15 protein-coding genes are annotated in these 15711 nt (G+C 72.9%); 5 read left to right on the forward strand and 10 right to left on the reverse strand.

Translation table 11 applies throughout. The annotated features are described in order from the left end of the window. Window positions 1-365: 365 nt before the first annotated feature. The 6 genes from tuf to AB0H83_RS33370 all read right to left on the reverse strand — a co-directional run bounded on the left by tuf (window position 366) and on the right by AB0H83_RS33370 (window position 6323). On the reverse strand, window positions 366-1553 hold the full coding sequence (gene tuf, locus AB0H83_RS33345; RefSeq protein WP_360102029.1) for an elongation factor Tu: 1188 nt from the start codon (window positions 1551-1553) through the stop codon (window positions 366-368). A gap of 235 nt (window positions 1554-1788) precedes the next feature. Then, window positions 1789-2871, reverse strand: a complete 1083-nt coding sequence (locus AB0H83_RS33350) for an FHA domain-containing protein (RefSeq protein ID WP_360102031.1) — start codon at window positions 2869-2871, stop codon at window positions 1789-1791. 208 nt (window positions 2872-3079) lie between these two features. Further along, complete coding sequence (locus AB0H83_RS33355) at window positions 3080-3442, reverse strand: DUF2199 domain-containing protein (protein ID WP_360102172.1); 363 nt, start codon at window positions 3440-3442, stop codon at window positions 3080-3082. A 152-nt stretch (window positions 3443-3594) separates the two neighbouring features. Continuing rightward, window positions 3595-4401 (reverse strand): pyrroline-5-carboxylate reductase, encoded by an 807-nt coding sequence (proC, locus tag AB0H83_RS33360; protein ID WP_360102033.1) that lies wholly within the window; start codon window positions 4399-4401, stop codon window positions 3595-3597. A gap of 74 nt (window positions 4402-4475) precedes the next feature. Further along, window positions 4476-5504 (reverse strand): 6-phosphofructokinase, encoded by a 1029-nt coding sequence (locus tag AB0H83_RS33365; protein WP_360102035.1) that lies wholly within the window; start codon window positions 5502-5504, stop codon window positions 4476-4478. 162 nt (window positions 5505-5666) lie between these two features. After that, a complete protein-coding gene (locus AB0H83_RS33370) occupies window positions 5667-6323 on the reverse strand; it encodes a MerR family transcriptional regulator (RefSeq protein ID WP_360102037.1) in 657 nt (218 codons plus the stop codon). A gap of 81 nt (window positions 6324-6404) precedes the next feature. On the opposite strand from AB0H83_RS33370, the gene AB0H83_RS33375 reads away from it, so the two are divergent. Both AB0H83_RS33375 and AB0H83_RS33380 read left to right on the forward strand, forming a co-directional pair. Continuing rightward, on the forward strand, window positions 6405-7403 hold the full coding sequence (locus tag AB0H83_RS33375) for a hypothetical protein (protein WP_360102039.1): 999 nt from the start codon (window positions 6405-6407) through the stop codon (window positions 7401-7403). A gap of 1 nt (window position 7404) precedes the next feature. Further along, entirely contained in the window at window positions 7405-7839 is a 435-nt protein-coding gene (locus tag AB0H83_RS33380; RefSeq protein WP_360102041.1) for an ABA4-like family protein, read from the forward strand. On the opposite strand, the gene AB0H83_RS33385 is transcribed toward AB0H83_RS33380, so the two are convergent. Continuing rightward, window positions 7823-8320, reverse strand: a complete 498-nt coding sequence (locus AB0H83_RS33385; protein ID WP_360102043.1) for a polyadenylate-specific 3'-exoribonuclease AS — start codon at window positions 8318-8320, stop codon at window positions 7823-7825. The two genes, AB0H83_RS33380 and AB0H83_RS33385, sit on opposite strands and share 17 nt — an antisense overlap. A 30-nt stretch (window positions 8321-8350) precedes the next feature. After that, a complete protein-coding gene (locus tag AB0H83_RS33390) occupies window positions 8351-9244 on the reverse strand; it encodes a serine kinase (RefSeq protein ID WP_360102045.1) in 894 nt (297 codons plus the stop codon). 293 nt (window positions 9245-9537) lie between these two features. Here AB0H83_RS33390 and AB0H83_RS33395 point away from each other — a divergent pair, with 293 nt between their 5' ends. Then, entirely contained in the window at window positions 9538-10230 is a 693-nt protein-coding gene (locus AB0H83_RS33395; protein ID WP_033362537.1) for a Crp/Fnr family transcriptional regulator, read from the forward strand. A gap of 153 nt (window positions 10231-10383) precedes the next feature. Beyond that, entirely contained in the window at window positions 10384-13968 is a 3585-nt protein-coding gene (locus AB0H83_RS33400) for an adenylate/guanylate cyclase domain-containing protein (protein WP_360102047.1), read from the forward strand. Here the strand turns inward: AB0H83_RS33400 and AB0H83_RS33405 are convergent. Beyond that, window positions 13955-14659 carry a lysophospholipid acyltransferase family protein gene (locus AB0H83_RS33405; protein ID WP_360102049.1) on the reverse strand — a complete coding sequence of 235 codons (705 nt, stop codon included), beginning with the start codon at window positions 14657-14659 and terminating at the stop codon, window positions 13955-13957. The two genes, AB0H83_RS33400 and AB0H83_RS33405, sit on opposite strands and share 14 nt — an antisense overlap. Before the next feature lie 3 nt (window positions 14660-14662). After that, window positions 14663-15001, reverse strand: a complete 339-nt coding sequence (locus AB0H83_RS33410; RefSeq protein ID WP_360102189.1) for a hypothetical protein — start codon at window positions 14999-15001, stop codon at window positions 14663-14665. Here AB0H83_RS33410 and AB0H83_RS33415 point away from each other — a divergent pair. Further along, on the forward strand, window positions 14882-15673 hold the full coding sequence (locus tag AB0H83_RS33415) for a DUF308 domain-containing protein (protein WP_360102174.1): 792 nt from the start codon (window positions 14882-14884) through the stop codon (window positions 15671-15673). The genes AB0H83_RS33410 and AB0H83_RS33415 overlap by 120 nt on opposite strands. The last annotated feature ends 38 nt before the right edge of the window (window positions 15674-15711 follow it).

A 15711-nucleotide genomic window follows, 5' to 3' on the forward strand; every position in this document is an offset into this window, starting at 1 on the left:
CCACCCGCGGCCCCCATGCTCCCTGCGGTCGCACCTTCGAGACGGCCCGACTGCGAGATCGGGCGCTGCGCTTCCTGGCGCCGTCGTGGTCCGGCCCTCCATGAGGGTTGGACTTGGCGGGGTTGCTGTGCTCATTCCGCGCCTGCGGCGCGGCGGCGGGGGTTCCCACCCGCACCCCTGCGGTCGCACCTTCGAGACGGCCCGACTGCGAGATCGGGCGCTGCGCTTCCTGGCGCCGTCGTGGTCCGGCCCTCCATGAGGGTTGGACTTGGGGAGTCGGGTGGTCGGTCGCTTCGCCGGCGCTCGGTTGACCTTGGAGACGCGACTCGCCGGGGCGGGGCGCGGCTCCAAGGTTCACCTTGTTGCTAGTCGAGCAGGTCGGTGACGGTGCCGGCGGCTACGGTGTGGCCGCCCTCGCGGACGGCGAAGCCGAGGCCGCGGTGCATGGCGACCGGCTTGCCGAGCTCGACCGTGAGGTCGACGGTGTCGCCGGGCATGACCATCTGGATGTCGCCCAGGTCGACCGCGCCGACCACGTCGGTGGTGCGGAAGAAGAACTGGGGCCGGTAGTTGGCGAAGAACGGCGTGTGCCGGCCTCCTTCCTTCGTGGTGAGGGCGTACAGGTGCGCGGTGAAGCGCCGGTGCGGCGAGACCGAGCCGGGCGCGGCCACCACCTGGCCGCGCTGCACGTCGCCGCGGCGGATGCCGCGCAGCAGCAGGGCCGCGTTGTCGCCGGCCTCGGCCTGCTCCAGCTGGCGGCCGAAGGTCTCCAGGCCGGTCACCACGCTGGCGCGGGTGGGGCCCAGGCCGACGACCTCGACCGGGGCGTTGAGCCGCAGCGTGCCGCGCTCGACGGCGCCGGTGACGACGGTGCCGCGGCCGGTGATCGTGAGCACGTTCTCGATCGGCATCAGGAACGGCTCGGCGAGCACGCGGGCGGGCACCGGGACGTACCGGTCGACCGCGTCGAGCAGGTCGAGCACCGAGCGGACGCCGGCCGGGTCGCCCTGCAGGGCGCGCAGCGCGGAGACCCTGACGACCGGCACGTCGTCGCCGGGGAAGCCGTAGCCGCTGAGCAGCTCGCGGATCTCCAGCTCGATGAGGTCGAGCAGCTCGGCGTCGTCGACGGCGTCGGCCTTGTTCATCGCCACGACCAGGTACGGCACGCCGATGCGCCGCGCGAGCAGGACGTGCTCGCGGGTCTGCGGCATGACCCCGTCGACCGCGCTGACGACCAGGATCGCGCCGTCGACCTGGGCCGCACCGGTGATCATGTTCTTCACGTAGTCGGCGTGGCCGGGCATGTCGACGTGCGCGTAGTGGCGGGTGGCGGTCTCGTACTCGACGTGGGCGATGTTGATGGTGATGCCCCGGCTGATCTCCTCCGGCGCCCGGTCGATCCCCTCGAAGGAGGTGTACCGGTTGACGGCCGGGTCACGGTCGGCGAGCACCTTGGTGATCGCGGCGGTCAGGGTCGTCTTGCCGTGGTCGACGTGACCCATGGTGCCGATGTTGAGGTGCGGTTTGTTCCTCGTGAACGTCTGCTTGGCCATCTGACACTCCACAGTGGATGTGTGGTGGGTGTGCAGAACCGTGCGGCCACCCGGGCAGAGGGTGGCCGGACCACCCTCCTCCGTAGGTTCCGCGTGAATGCTGCGGGAGGAGGGTCAGCTTCGCAGGGCCGAGGCGCGCGCGACCGCCGGGGCGGCCGATAGGCCTGCCTCGAAGAGGGCGGTCGTCGTGATCACGCGGCAAAGATAGCTCGCCGTCGCTGCAACGACAACGCGTTTACTGCTTGGGCAGGCGCAGGGCGATCGTCGGGGCGTCGGCCATGACCGAGTTGGGGGCGCCGCCCTTGGCGACCGCGGCCGGTGGGCGGTCCGCGCGGCCGACGGTGACGTCCGGGTAGAGCTCCACCTCGTCCCACTCACCCATCGCCTTGGGCTCGCCGCGGTGCAGGTCGACCTCGCGGGGCGGCACGGAGGAGCCGGTGCGGGCCAGGACCGCGGCGCCGTTGGTGCTGACGTCGGTGACCAGGACCATGCCGTCGCGCAGCTCGAGCCGGACGTGGCTGCGGCTGACCCGGCGGGTGGACTCGTCGTCGAGCCAGTTGCCGATGGTGATGCCGCCGGGCTCGTCGGGTGCCCGGCCGACGACCACCGGGCGGGCCGCGGTCAGCGGGAAGCGGGCGCGCACGGTGCCCTTGATCCGCACCGCCATCATGGTGGCGGGCGGGCGGGGGCCGGCGTCGATCAGCCGCTCGCCGTGGCGCGGGCACAGCGGGGCGCCACTGGGCAGGGCGGGTGGTGGCTGGCCGGCGCCGGCGGCGGGCTGCCGGCCGAACGTCGGGCAGTCGGCGGCCGGGCAGCGCCAGAACCGGCCGAGCACCGGGTGCGGCCGCGGCGACGAGCCGGTCGACGGGGCCAGGGCCAGCTCCATGCCGCCGGCCGCGCCGGTGGTGAGGTAGACCGGGCCGGGGTGTCCGGGCAGCGGCGTGCGGGTGATCACCGGCAGGCCGGTGAGCGCGGCGACCTCCCGGACCCGGGCGGCGGTGCGCCCGCCGGGCGGCAGCATCTCGATCAGCCCGTCGTCGGACCAGCGGCGCAGCACCATGCGCTCGTTGGAGGTGAAGTCGGTGTCGGACATGGCGCCACGCTCGGCGACCGCGTAGAGGGCGACGTTGCCGTCGCCGAGCTGCCGGCTCACGGCGTCGACGAACATGCCGAGGCGCAGCAGCGCGGCCGGGCGGCCGCCGTCGAGGTCGACGCTGCGGGCGGCCTCCACCAGGTCGATGACCCCGCCCACCGCGAGGGGGTCGATGCTCAGTCTCCGCTCGACCGCGTCAAGCGCACGGCTGGTTTCGAATCGCACCCGGTTATCATGCCGCAAAGCCGCCGCCGACCACGTCCGCGGCCGACGGCGGGCTTTACGCCGCGCTCATCGGCTGGGGAAGGGCACCGAGCGCGGGCACGCGACGGGCGGGGGGCCACCGGTCGCGGTAAGCATCAGCCTCACTACCGGTAACGCTAGAGCACCCCTGCGTACGCAGATACGGGTGAATGCCTGAATGAACGAAGTGTCAGCCGGCGCAGACGGTGGCGACCGCCGGCAGCTCGTGGGCGTCGATCCCGTCGCGCTGGCGGGCGGCGAGCGGGTGCTCGTGCGCGCGGACCTCGACCAGGGGACGCAGGCCCGGCGGGCGGGTGTGCACCCTGACCCGCAGGCGCAGCGTCTCCGGATAGCCGGGGATCCGGTTGGCGAGCTGGCCGAAGAACGGCGGCTCTGCGGCCCGGTCCGGATCCTCCCACTGCTCGACGGCGCGGGCGAACCCGGCGGCGCTCAGGCTGACCCAGACGCTGTAGGTGAGTGCGTCCTGCACCCCGCGGATCGGCACCTCGATCAGCGCGCGGATGAAGAAGTGCTGCTCGTCGAGGTCGGACAGCTCGACGAAGCAGCGGTCCGGGAGTCACAGGAGGACGCGCCGCCGACCCCCGGCACGCCCCAGGTGTCGGGGGCGGAGGACGACCACATGCTCGGCACGTCGCCGAGGTCCAGCCCGCAGCAGGTACAGGTGATGACGGTCACCCCGCAGATTCAACCACTCTGCGCGGCGAGTTCCCTGGCGCGGTCCCGGGCGGCCTCCAGCGCGGCCAGCAGCGCTGCCCGTACACCGTGATTCTCCAGCTCACGGATGGCGTTGATGGTGGTGCCGGCCGGTGAGGTCACCGCCTCGCGCAGCTTCACCGGGTGCTCGCCGGACTCGCGCAGCATCACCGCCGAGCCGATCGCGGTCTGCACGATCAGGTCGTGCGCCACCTGGCGAGGCAGGCCGAGCAGGATGCCGGCGTCGGTCATCGCCTCGACCAGGAAGTAGAAGTACGCGGGGCCGGAGCCGGACAGGGCGGTCACCGCGTCCTGCTGCGACTCGGGCACCCGGATGGTGCGCCCGAGCGGCCGGAACATCTCCTCGGTGAGCGCGAGGTGCTCGGCGGTGGCGTGCGGGCCGGCCGAGATCGCGGTCATCGCCTCGTCGACGAGCGCCGGGGTGTTGGTCATCACCCGTACCACGGGCGTGCCCTCCGGCAGGTGCCGGGCGAAGAACGAGGTCGGCAGGCCGGCGCACAGCGACACGACGAGCTTGCCGGCGGGTAGCTTCGGGCCGAGCTCGGCCAGCAGCGCCCCGGCGTCCTGCGGCTTCACCGCGACGGTGAGCACGTCGGCCTCCTGCAGCGCGGTCGCGCTGTCCACGACCCGGATGCCGTAGCGCTCCTGCAGCTCCTCGGCCCGCTCGGGGCGGCGGGCGGTGGCCAGGAGGCGGTCGGCGGGCCAGCCGGCCCGCAGCAACCCGGACAGCAGTACCTCACCGAGCTTGCCGGCGCCGAGGACGGCGATGGTCCGCACGAACTCACTCCCTGGGGTTGAGAACACGGCGCGAGCCCGGCCCCCTCGTCGAGGGCCGGGTCGCGACGGACGGCTCAGGAGCCGAAGAAGACCTCGGCCTCGGTGTACCGCTCGACCGGGACGGTCTTGAGCTCGCGGGTCGCCTCGGCGAGGGGCACGCGCACGATGTCCGTGGACTGCAGCGCGACCATCTTGCCGAAGTCGCCCTCGTGCACGGCGTCGATGGCGCCCAGGCCGAACCGGGTGGCGAGGACCCGGTCGAACGCGGTCGGCGTGCCGCCGCGCTGGATGTGGCCGAGCACGACGGTGCGGGCCTCCTTGCCGGTCTTCGCCTCCAGCTGCTCGGCGAGCCACTGGCCGATGCCGCCGAGGCGGACGTGGCCGAACGCGTCGAGCTCCTGGTTGTGCAGGACCATCTGGCCGTCGAGCGGCTGGGCGCCCTCGGCGACGACGACGATCGGCGAGTACTGCGTCTGGAAGCGCTTCTCGACGTAGCCGGCGACCTGTTCGACGTCGAACTGCCGCTCCGGCAGGAGGATGACGTTGGCGCCACCGGCGAGGCCGGCGTGCAGCGCGATCCAGCCGGCGTGGCGGCCCATGACCTCCACGACGAGGGTGCGGTGGTGCGACTCGGCGGTGGTGTGCAGCCGGTCGATCGCCTCCATCGCGATGTTGACCGCGGTGTCGAAGCCGAACGTGTAGTCGGTCGCGCCGAGGTCGTTGTCGATCGTCTTGGGCACGCCGACGACGTTGACGCCCAGTTCGGTCAGCTTCGCCGCGACGCCGAGGGTGTCCTCGCCGCCGATGGCGACGAGCGCGTCGATGCCCAGCTCGGCCAGGTTGGACTTGATCTTCTCGACGCCGCCGTCGATCTTGAACGGGTTGGTCCGGGAGGAGCCGAGGATGGTGCCGCCGCGCGGCAGGATGCCGCGGACCTGCGCGATGCCCAGCTCGCGGGTGTTGCCCTCGAGCGGGCCGCGCCAACCGTCACGGAAGCCCACGAACTCGTGACCGTAGGTGGAGATTCCCTTGCGGACCACGGCACGGATGACCGCGTTGAGGCCGGGGCAGTCGCCGCCGCCGGTCAGTACGCCGATACGCATGCTAGATCTTGCCTTCCTGGTTGCGGTGCTGCCCGACCGCACTGCCGAGCCCTGCTGACGGGCAGGCTGGCGACACGGCCGAGCCGGAGGGTCCCACTCGTTGGCGACGCTGCCGATTCACAGCGCACTGTAGTCGCTCCTTCCGAACACGCCGACGTCGCATCAGTCAGGACCCGCCGCCTGACAGGTGTCGTCGCGGATGCCGAACATCTTGGCCGACTCGTGCTCCTGGGCCATCCGCCGCAGGGCCGCCAGCAGGGAGTTGCCCAGCACGGCGCCCACGACGGCGGCGTGCACCTTACCCTCGTTGTCGCTCGCGCGGGCAACGAAACCCAGATCGTGCACCGCGATGCGTTCCGCCGCGTCCGCGTAGTGCTCCAGCAGGCCCTCCGCGTCGGTCCCGACCTGCTGGAACGCGGCGATCACCTCGGCCACGGCCTGCCGGGTGCCGGCGTCGCCGGACAGCAGCCAGCCGCGCTGGGCGATCAGGGTGTTCACCCGCTCGTGCGCGGCGACGAGCACGGCCGGGTCGCTGCTCTCCCGGACTCCGGTGGTGGCCGGCAGCGCCCTGCCGAGCACCTCGTGCACGTCGGGATCCGGCTCGTCGAGCTTCGTGAGCAGGTCACGGATGGTGGCGATGGGCAACCGGCCGACGTCCAGCAGGACCCGCACCAGTCGCAGTCGCTGGACGTGGCGATCGTCATACCGAGCCTGGTTCGGGCTGGTGAGCTCGCCGGCCGGGAGGAGCCCTTCACGCAGGTAGTACTTGATCGTCGGCACCGGGACGCCGGCCTTCTGACTCAGCTCAGCGATTCGCATCGAGCTCCCTTCACGCTTGACATGGATAGTATAGCTCTCCAATAGTGGACAGCACTGCTATCCATTATTCGGGAGCCTCTGATGCGTCTCGCACAGCTGCACCGCCCGCTCATCGTCACCGCCGTCGCCCTGTCCGTGCTCGCCGCCCTCACCGGCGCGGGGATCTTCCTCGACGACCGGGAGCTGGTCGGCGTGCCGATCTGGCTCAAGCCGTTCAAGTTCTCGGTGTCCATCGCCATCTACGGCACCACCCTCGCCTGGATGCTGTCGCTGCTGGACCGGCGGCAGCGGCTCGGCTGGTGGCTCGGCACCGTGACCACCGGCGCCCTCATCACCGAGATCGTGATCATCGTCGCGCAGGCGGCCCGCGGCCGGCAGAGCCACTTCAACAACCAGACCCCCCTCGATTCAGTGCTGTACAGCGTGATGGGCGTCACCATCTCGGTCGCCTGGGTCTGCACCCTGATCCTGGCGATCCTGCTGCTCATCCAGCGGCTGCCGGACCGGGCCGACGCCCTCGCCGTGCGCTTCGGGCTGATCGTCGGCCTCGCCGGCATGATGGTCGGCTTCCTGATGACCATGCCCACCAAGGCGCAGCTCGACCTGCCCGAGGGCGAAGCCCCGACGATCATCGGCGCGCACAGCGTCGGGGTGCCCGACGGCGGCGCCGGCCTGCCCCTGGTCAACTGGAGCACCACCGGCGGCGACCTGCGCGCCGGGCACTTCATCGGCATGCACGCGCTGCAGGCGCTGCCGCTGCTCGGGTTCGCGCTGGCGCTCGCGGCGCGGCGCTTCGCCCGGCTGCGCCCCGGCGGGGTCCGGGCCCGCATCCTGACCGTCGCGGGCAGCGCGTACGGGGCGCTCACCGTCCTGCTGGTGTGGCAGGCGCTGCGCGGGCAGTCGATCGTCCACCCCGACGCGCTGACCCTGGCGGCCCTGGGCGGCCTGCTCCTGGCGACCGCCGGCGGCACGGCCTGGGCCCTGGCGACCCCGGCCGACCCCTCCGTCGACCCCTCCGTCGACCCCGCCGGGACGCCCGCGGCGGCCGCCGGCACGCCCGTGCCGGCCGAGGTGCGCTGACATGGCAGGCACCCTGTTCCAGCTCGCGTTCCTGGTGGTCGTCCCGTTCTGGGCGCTCATGATCGTCGCGCCCGGGTGGCGGTGGAGCGAGCGGATCGCCGCCTCGCCGTACATCCTGCTGCCGGCGCTGGTCGTCTGGGCCGTGGCGATCGCGCCGGTGCTGCCGGACTTCGCCGCGGAGATGCTCAACCCCGACCTCGACGGGGTGCGCACCCTGTTCGCCGACGACGACGTGGTCGCCGCCGTGTGGGCGCAGGTGCTCGCCTGGGACCTGTTCATCGGCCGCTGGATCTACCTGGACAGCCGCGAGCGGCGCATCCATCCGCTGGTGATGGCGCCGGTACTGGTGCTGGCCATCCTGCTGTCGCCGATCGCGATGCCCCTCTACCTGGCGGTGCGGGTACCGCTGACCAGAGCGGTCACGCGCGGCGCATGACGGCCCAGCGGGCCAGGTTGTGCCGGGCGTCGACGAGCGCGTCGTGCCGCCCCTCCGCCGCGGGCAGGGGCGGCCGGCCCGACTCGTCCCACAGCTGGCGCAGGTCCTTGGTGAACCTGGGGATCTCCCGGGGCAGCGTCGGCATCGGCCCCCACAGCTGGGCGAGGGCGACGTGGTCGTAGGCCGCGTACCAGGCCCACAGCTCCAGCTCGTCGGCCTCGCCGGTGCGCAGCGGCTCGACCAGGAACTCCAGCAGCTCCTCGCGGATGCGCTCCCGGGAGCGCCACGCCTTGTCGGCCGGCGAGGGCAGCTTGTCCAGCACGTTGCGGCGCACCCACGGCACGGCCCGCGAGGCGTCGAACTCCGTGGAGACCGCGTAGTACTCCCGGCCGTGCTCGTCCACCACCCCGATGGAGACCAGGTCGATCAGGCGACCGTCCTCGATGAACTCGCAGTCGTAGAAGTAGCGATAAGCCGACACCGCTCCCATCCTGCCGGGCCGGGGGCGGGCTCACCGCAGCAGGGTCGCCAGCCGGGTCAGCTCGGCGTGGTCGCGGGGCGTGCCGCCGCCGGCGTGGATGCGCGCGGCGACGTCGGCGGCCCGGGCGGCGGCGTGCAGCGCCAGCATCGCCGGCAGGACCGCGCCGCACTCGTCGGCCGGGACCGGCCCCGCCCGCACGTACGCCTCGACCAGCGCGTCGGTGCCGGTGCCGCCGGCGCACAGGACGGCGTGGGCCAGGTCGTCCAGCAGCGGGCCGGTGCCGGCGTCGCGCCAGCGGATCAGTCCGACCCGGCCGGTGGCGGGGTCGAGGCGGAACCGGCCGGCCGCCGGCGAGCCGTGCCGCACCCCGTAGGTGAGCTGGTCGGTGACCATGACCCGGCGCACCGCGGCCGCGCTCTCGGTGACCGCCGGCGCGAGCCACGGCTCCATGGCCAGGTGCGGCCCCGCGGCCGGCACCGGCGCCGCCTGGAACTTCGCGAGGCCGGGGTGCACGAACCGGCGCAGGCAGCGGTGCGCGGCCCCCAGCGCGCCGCCCCACCAGTGCTGGTCGAGGGGGTCCTCGGCGCGCAGCGGCCGGCCCGGCACCAGGCACAGCAGGGCCAGGACGCCGTCGCCGGCCCGGGTGGTGAGCGCGCCGTCGGCGGCCCGGACCGGGCGGCCGGCGCACAGGCCGGCGGCGGCCTCGACGTGTTCCGCGGCACACAAGCCGGCCTCAAAGCCGCGCCGGGCGGTCGCCGGCGCCCATTTCACCACGAACTGACCGGTGCCCACCGGCGACGTATCGAATTGTCTGGCGTCGATCTGGACCTGCCAGGCGGTGGCGCCGAGAGGAATGCACGGACCGGGGCTGCACTGCCAACTTCTGCGCAGTGTGGTGTGCACCTGGGCGAGCTCGGGGGCCACGCTGCGCATTATGCGCCCGCGTCGCCCTCCGTGTCCGGAAAACGCCGGTACCCGGGGACCGGTGCTCGCACCACCGGCACCCCGGGTACCCCGACGCCAACCCCGCCCCCCGGCGGTTCGCGTGCTGGCACTAGCCTGCCTGCGTGCTCATGTGCGGGCTGTCGGTGAGCCGATGCGGGGGATGTACAGACTCCGACACGCGCGTCATGATCTGGTAGAAGTTCCGTACTGTGCTCGCGATCACCTACGGTGATCATGAGTCCGATCAACGTTGCACCGGGAGGGGTTTGACCGTGGAGGGTCGGCTGCCAGATCCCGGCGACGCACTGACCGGTGTGGAAATGTTCAGTGGTCTGGAGCCCGACGTGCGTCAGCGGGTCATCCAGGCGGCGGTGCCACGGACATACCGCAAGGGCCAGCTGCTGTTCGTCGAAAACGATCCGGGCGAATCACTCATCGTGCTCAAGCGCGGTGCCGTGATGGTGTTCCGGACCGCGCCGACCGGCGAGCGCGCGGTCCTCTCGGTCGTCCGCCCGCCCGACACGCTCGGCGAGGTGTCCCTGCTCGACGGCGCGGCCCGCTCGGCCTCCGCCGAGGCGATCGAGGACTGCCAGGCCCTGGCGCTGTCCCGGCACGCGTTCATCGAGCTGGTCCACGCCAACCCGCGCATCCTCGACGCCGTCATGCGCTCGCTGGGCGCGCTCATCCGGCGGCTCACCGAGCAGAACGCCGACCACGTCTTCCTCGACCTGCCGGGCCGGGTCGCCAAGACCCTGGTCCGCCTCGCCGGCGAGACCAACGCGCCGATGGTCACCATCGAGCTCAACCAGAGCCAGCTCGCCGAGATGGCTGGCGGCTCGCGGCAGAGCGTCAACCAGGCCATCGGGTCGTTCGCCAGCCGCGGCTGGCTGCGCACCGAGGGCCGGCGCATCGTCGTCACCGACCTCAGCGCCCTGCGCCGCCGCGCCGGCATGACCGACCGCTGACCCCGGGCCCGGACGCGGCGCGTCCGGGCCTGCCGGTCCCGCGCCGACCGTCCACCGGCCACTTGTCGTTTCTCACCGTGCCCCGCGCGGCGGACTCCGCCGGGTGGGGTCCCTGGCAGGACATCTGGTTGGTCGGGTGGCCGGCGTGTGAGGATGTGCAAGGGTCCGAGTTGGGGAGTGTCGGCGATTTCCAGTCAGTGCGCACGCTGTGGCCGCCAGGCAGGCGACGGCGACCGGTTCTGCGGTGGTTGCGGCGCCGAGCTGAGCCCGGCCTGCGCGACGTGCGGGCGTTCGCTCGCCGCTGACGCGTCGTTCTGCACCGGCTGCGGCACCCCGCGCGCCGCGTCGGGCGCCGGGGGCGGCGGGCCGGCCCGGTCCGACCGTGGCGGTGGTCACATGGGCCGCGCCACGGTGTCGATCCCCGCGACCCGCAGCGAGGACCGCCGCCGCATCAGCGTGCTGTTCGTCGACCTGATCGACTTCACGCCCTATGTCGAGCGCGCCGACCCCGAGCTGGTCCGCGAGCTGCAGAAGGGCTTCTTCTCCACCGCCCGCGAGGTCATCGGGCAATACGGCGGCGTGGTCGAGAAGTACATCGGCGACGCGGTGATGGCGCTCTTCGGCGCGCCCGTGGCGACCGAGACCGACGCGGTGCGCTGCGTGCGGGCCGGCCTGGAGCTGCAGCGGGTCCTCGCCCGCTACGCCAGCACCGGCGACGGCGAGCGGGCGCTGCGCTTCCGGGTGGGCGTCGCGACCGGCGAGGCCCTCGTCGACGTGGCCGCGGCCCGCGACGGCGGTCAGGCGATCGTCGCCGGCGACGTGGTCAACACCGCCTCCCGGCTGCAGTCGCTCGCGCCGCCCGGCGGGGTCCTCGTCTGCGGCAGCACCTATGCGCTGACCAAGTCCTCGATCCGCTACGAGGCGCAGCCGCCGGCGACGCTGCGCGGGCGCTCGACCCCGACCGAGGTGTGGCTGGCCCTCGCGCCGCTGCGGCGCAACCACCCCGACCGGGAGGCCGGCTCGACCCCGCTGGTCAACCGCACCCACGAGCTGAGCCTGCTGGTCAACGCCCTGCACCGGGGGCTGCGGGAGCACACCCCGCAGCTGGTCACCGTCATCGGCCACGCCGGGATCGGCAAGAGCCGGCTGGTGCACGAGCTGTTCCTGCACGCCGAGCGGCTCTTCGACGCGCCCGTGGCGTGGCGCACCGGGCGCTGCCCGCCGTTCGGCGAGAACGTGACCTACGCCGCGCTCGCCGACATCGTCAAGGCGCAGGCCGGCATCCTGGACACCGACACCGCCGAGACGGCGCGGGAGCGGCTCGACACCGCGCTCAGCGTGATCGTCAGCCCGTCGGAGGCGGAGCGGCTCGCCGACGCGCTCAGCCCGCTCGTCGGCCTGCCCGGGCCGAAGCTCGCCCCCGACGAGACCGAGTCGGCGTGGCGCCGGTTCGTGGTCGCGCTCGCCGCGCACCGCCCGACCGTGCTGGTGTTCGAGGACCTGCACTGGGCCGACGAGTCGATGGTGCGGTTCGTGGAGCGGCTGGGTGCGTCGGTGCGGGACGTGCCGCTGCTGCTGCTGTCCACCGCCCGTCCGGAGTTCCTGGAGCGCAACGCGAGCTGGGCCGGCGCCATCGCCGGGTCGGTCACGATCACGCTGCCGCCGCTGCGCGACGCCGAGATCGCCACCATGTACGCGCACCTGCTCGGCCAGGCGGCGTTCCCCGGGCACTCGCTCAACTCCCTGGTCGAGCTCGCCGACGGCAACCCGCTGTACGCGCTGGAGTACACCCGCATGCTCGCCGAGCAGGGCAACCTGCGCACCTCCGACGCGCTGGGCCGGGTCCTGCCGATGCCCGACAGCGTGCACGCCGTCATCGCCAACCGGGTCGACCTGCTGGAGGCCGCGGACCGGGCGGTGCTGCAGGCCGCCGCCGTGGTCGGGATGAACTTCTGGCCGGGCGCGGTCGCCGCCGCGATGAGCCGCCCCACCGACGGCATCGAGCGCTCGCTGCGCCGGCTGGAGCAGCGCGACCTGATCCACGAGCAGGCCGCCTCGACGATGGAGGGACAGACGGAGTACCGCTTCGGCCACGTCCTGGTCCGCGACGTGTGCTACCAGCGGCTGCCGCGCACCGAGCGGGTCGCCCGGCACGAGCTGACCGCCGCCTGGCTCGACAGCGTCGCCGCCGACCGCGACACCGACCTGGCCGAGGTCGTGGCGAACCACCGGTACACCGCCTACGAGATCGCCAGCTCGCTCGGCCTCGACGCGCCCCGGTACAGCATGCCGGCCCGCGACGCGCTGCACCGGGCGGCCCGGCGCACGTACGCGCTGCACGCCCTCGACGCGGCCGCGGCCCACGCCGGCAAGGCCCTCGCCCTCTGCGACGACACCACCGACCAGGGCGAGCGGCTGCGCATCGAGCTGCTCGCCACCGAGATCGCCTTCTACGCCGACCCGGACTCGTTCCTCGGCGCCGGCGGCACCGACCAGCTCGCCGGCCTCGCCGAGCGGCTCTACTCGGCCGGGGAGCAGGCCAGCGCCGCCCGGGCCTGGACCATCCTCGGCCAGGCCGCGTGGCTGCGCGCGGACCGGCTCGGCGCGCTGTCCTGCCTGGACCGGGCCGTGGAGCTGTTCGACGAGCTGCCCGACGCGCCGGAGAAGGCCGACGCGTATGCGGAGCTGGGCCGGCTGCACATGTCCAACTTCGAGGTCGAGCCGGCGGTCGCCGCGGCCAGCGCCGCCGCGGAGATCGCCGACCGGCTCGGCCTCATCGAGGTCGCCACCGGCGCCCGGATCACCATCGGCACCGCCCTGTTCCAGGCCGGCGACCGCTCCGGCCTGGTCGAGCTGCAGGCCGCCCTGGAGGTGTGCCGGGAGCGCCGGCTGCTGTCGGAGCACCGGGCGATGCGCAACGTGGCCTGGGCGCTGGTCGAGGACGGCGACTGGACCGCCTCGGCCGCCCTGTACGAGAGCAGCCGCAAGACGGTGCCCGGCAGCCACACCCTGGCCACCGGCTACTCCAACGTGGCGCAGGTCGCCTACTTCACCGGCGACTGGGCAACGCTCATCGGCGTCGCCGAGCGCGACCCGGCCTCCGAGTGGGACCTGCAGGTCCGCGGCGCGCACGCGTGGATGAAGATCCTGCGCGGCGAGCCCTTCGCCAACCCCGGGGAGATCGAGGACCTGGTCGCCGCCGGGCGCCGCAGCGGCTTCTACCGCCTGCAGTGGACCGTGCTCGGCCACGGCGCGCTCTGCCGCGCGCTGCAGGGCCAGGAGCGCGACGCTGAGGCCCTCATCGTCGAGCTCGCCAAGACGTGGCGGGAGGTGCGGGCCATCGCCAGCGGCGAGTGGATCGACGCGACCGCGCACGCCGCGGTCCTCGCCGGCCGGGTCTCGATGATGGCGATCCGCGACATGCTCGCCGACGTGCCGCACCGCACCCCGTGGGTCGAGGCGGCGATGCGGACCATCACCGGGGCGATCGCCTTCGTCGACGGCGACTTCGCCCGGGCCGCCGACATGCACCTGGCCGCCGCGGAGATCTACGGCGAGATCCCCAACGCCTCCGCCCGCATCCTGTCGCTGACCTGGGCGGTGCAGGCGCTCGGGCGGCTCGGCCCGGCCGGCGCCGACCGCCTGGAGCCGTGGCGCAGCGAGCTGGTCGCCTTCGCCGCCCAGGCGGGCGCGCCGATGCTGCTGACCCTGGCCGAGCTGCCGCCTACGCCGCTATAGGCTCGGCCTTGCTGGCCTCGGGGGCGCTCTTGACCTTCTGCGCGTACATGTCGATGTACTCGCGGCCGGACAGCGTCATCAGCTCGTACATGATCTCGTCGGTCACGGCGCGCTCGATGAACCGGTCCCCCGCCATCCCGGCGTAGCGCGAGAAGTCCAGCGCCGGGCCGAAGCGGATGTGCACGCGCTTCAGGTTGGGCAGGACCTGCCCGATCGGCTGCACCTTGTCCATGTTCATCATCGCCACCGGCACCACCACCGCACCGGACTCCAGCGCCAGCCGGGCGACGCCGGTCTTGCCCCGGTAGAGCCGGCCGTCCGGGGAGCGGGTGCCCTCGGGGTAGATGCCGAAGATGCCACCCTCGCGCAGGATCTTCAGGCCGACCTCCAGCGCGGCGCGGGCCGCCTTGCCGCCCGAACGGTCGATCGGGACCTGACCGGTGCCCGCGAAGAACATCTTGGTCAGCCAGCCCTTCACCCCCTTACCGGTGAAGTATTCGGCTTTCGCCGGAAATGTCACCCGGCGTTTCACACTCAGCGGCATGAAGATCGAGTCCGCGAAGGAAAGGTGGTTGCTGGCGATGATCACGGGCCCTTCGGCGGGGACGTGTTCGAGTCCCTCCACCTTGGGGCGGAAGATGAGCTTCAGCACCGGCCCGAGGACGATGTACTTGAGGAACCAGTAGAGCACCGCTCAACCTTCCACGATCTGCCAGACAGTCGGTGATGACCGTCGCAAAGAGCCTACGAAGCAGTTCGGCACACCACAACGCACTCCCGGAAGCACCACTACGCATGTCAGGATTTCGGTCAGCGGTTTTTTCGCGGCGGACCCGGTCGTCGCGGTGGCGGCCGCGGGGAGGGGCAGGCGGTGCCAGGGGGTGGGGCGCGGCGCGGCCGGCGCGACAACGGCCTGGTAGCGCAGGAGTACGCGGTCGTCGGAGACGTCGACCCGAGAGTCGGCGAGCATCTGCTGGACGTCCTCGCTGCCGGTGGCATTGCGGCATATCTCCAGCCTGCCACCGATCTGCATCCGGTGACGCGCACCACGACCCTTCCCGCCAGACCCACCGACCGGCTCTACGCTGATCGTGACCACCTCGCCACGGCCCGCGACTACTTCAGCCAGCTGACCGCCGTGCCCGAGCAGCACACCCCACCCGCCGAGGCCACCCAGCCGGCCAAGGCGACCCCTGCCCCGGAGGCCAAGACGAGCCGCAAATCGGACGACGAGACGTTCGCCAGCATCATCGCCGGCTTCCACACCACCGTCGATCCGACCAGCGCGCCCTGGCCCGCCGCCGAGGACCTCGACTCCTCCGGCTCGGCCGCCGCCGACATGGACACCGATCCGGCGCCGCGCACCCCGCTGCGCCGCGCCTCCGACGCCGTCGACCGCTCCCTGCTGGACAGCCTGGACTCCTTCGGCGCCGACCTGCCCGACGACGAGGACGACGACGACGGGTACACGCCGCCGCCTCCCCCGCCGCTGCCCCGCATCGCGCCGTCGACGCTGCTGGCGGTCATCGGCCTGGTCGCCGGCCTGATGCTGCTGATCTGGCCCGACCTGCTGCCGGTCTTCGGGCCGCAGTCGACGCTGTTCCTGGGGTTCGCGCTGCTGCTCAGCGGGTTCGTCAGCCTGATCCTGCGGCTGCGCCCCGGCGACGACGAGGACGACGACCCGGACAACGGCGCCCGCGTCTGACCCGGCTGCCTGGCGTCTGACCCGGCTGCCTGGCGTCT

The sequence above is a fragment of the Dactylosporangium sp. NPDC050688 genome (assembly GCF_040654515.1).
Classification (GTDB): Bacteria; Actinomycetota; Actinomycetes; order Mycobacteriales; family Micromonosporaceae; genus Dactylosporangium.

Excerpts from the sequence above, each read along its gene's own strand:
- AB0H83_RS33370 (WP_360102037.1), bottom strand. The coding sequence starts at position 6,323 with ATGCGAATCGCTGAGCTGAGTCAGAAGGCCGGCGTCCCGGTGCCGACG.
- AB0H83_RS33410 (WP_360102189.1), bottom strand. The coding sequence starts at position 15,001 with ATGCAGATCGGTGGCAGGCTGGAGATATGCCGCAATGCCACCGGCAGC.
- tuf (WP_360102029.1), bottom strand. The coding sequence starts at position 1,553 with ATGGCCAAGCAGACGTTCACGAGGAACAAACCGCACCTCAACATCGGC.
- AB0H83_RS33365 (WP_360102035.1), bottom strand. The coding sequence starts at position 5,504 with ATGCGTATCGGCGTACTGACCGGCGGCGGCGACTGCCCCGGCCTCAAC.
- AB0H83_RS33400 (WP_360102047.1), top strand. The coding sequence starts at position 10,384 with ATGTGCAAGGGTCCGAGTTGGGGAGTGTCGGCGATTTCCAGTCAGTGC.
- AB0H83_RS33375 (WP_360102039.1), top strand. The coding sequence starts at position 6,405 with ATGCGTCTCGCACAGCTGCACCGCCCGCTCATCGTCACCGCCGTCGCC.
- AB0H83_RS33380 (WP_360102041.1), top strand. The coding sequence starts at position 7,405 with ATGGCAGGCACCCTGTTCCAGCTCGCGTTCCTGGTGGTCGTCCCGTTC.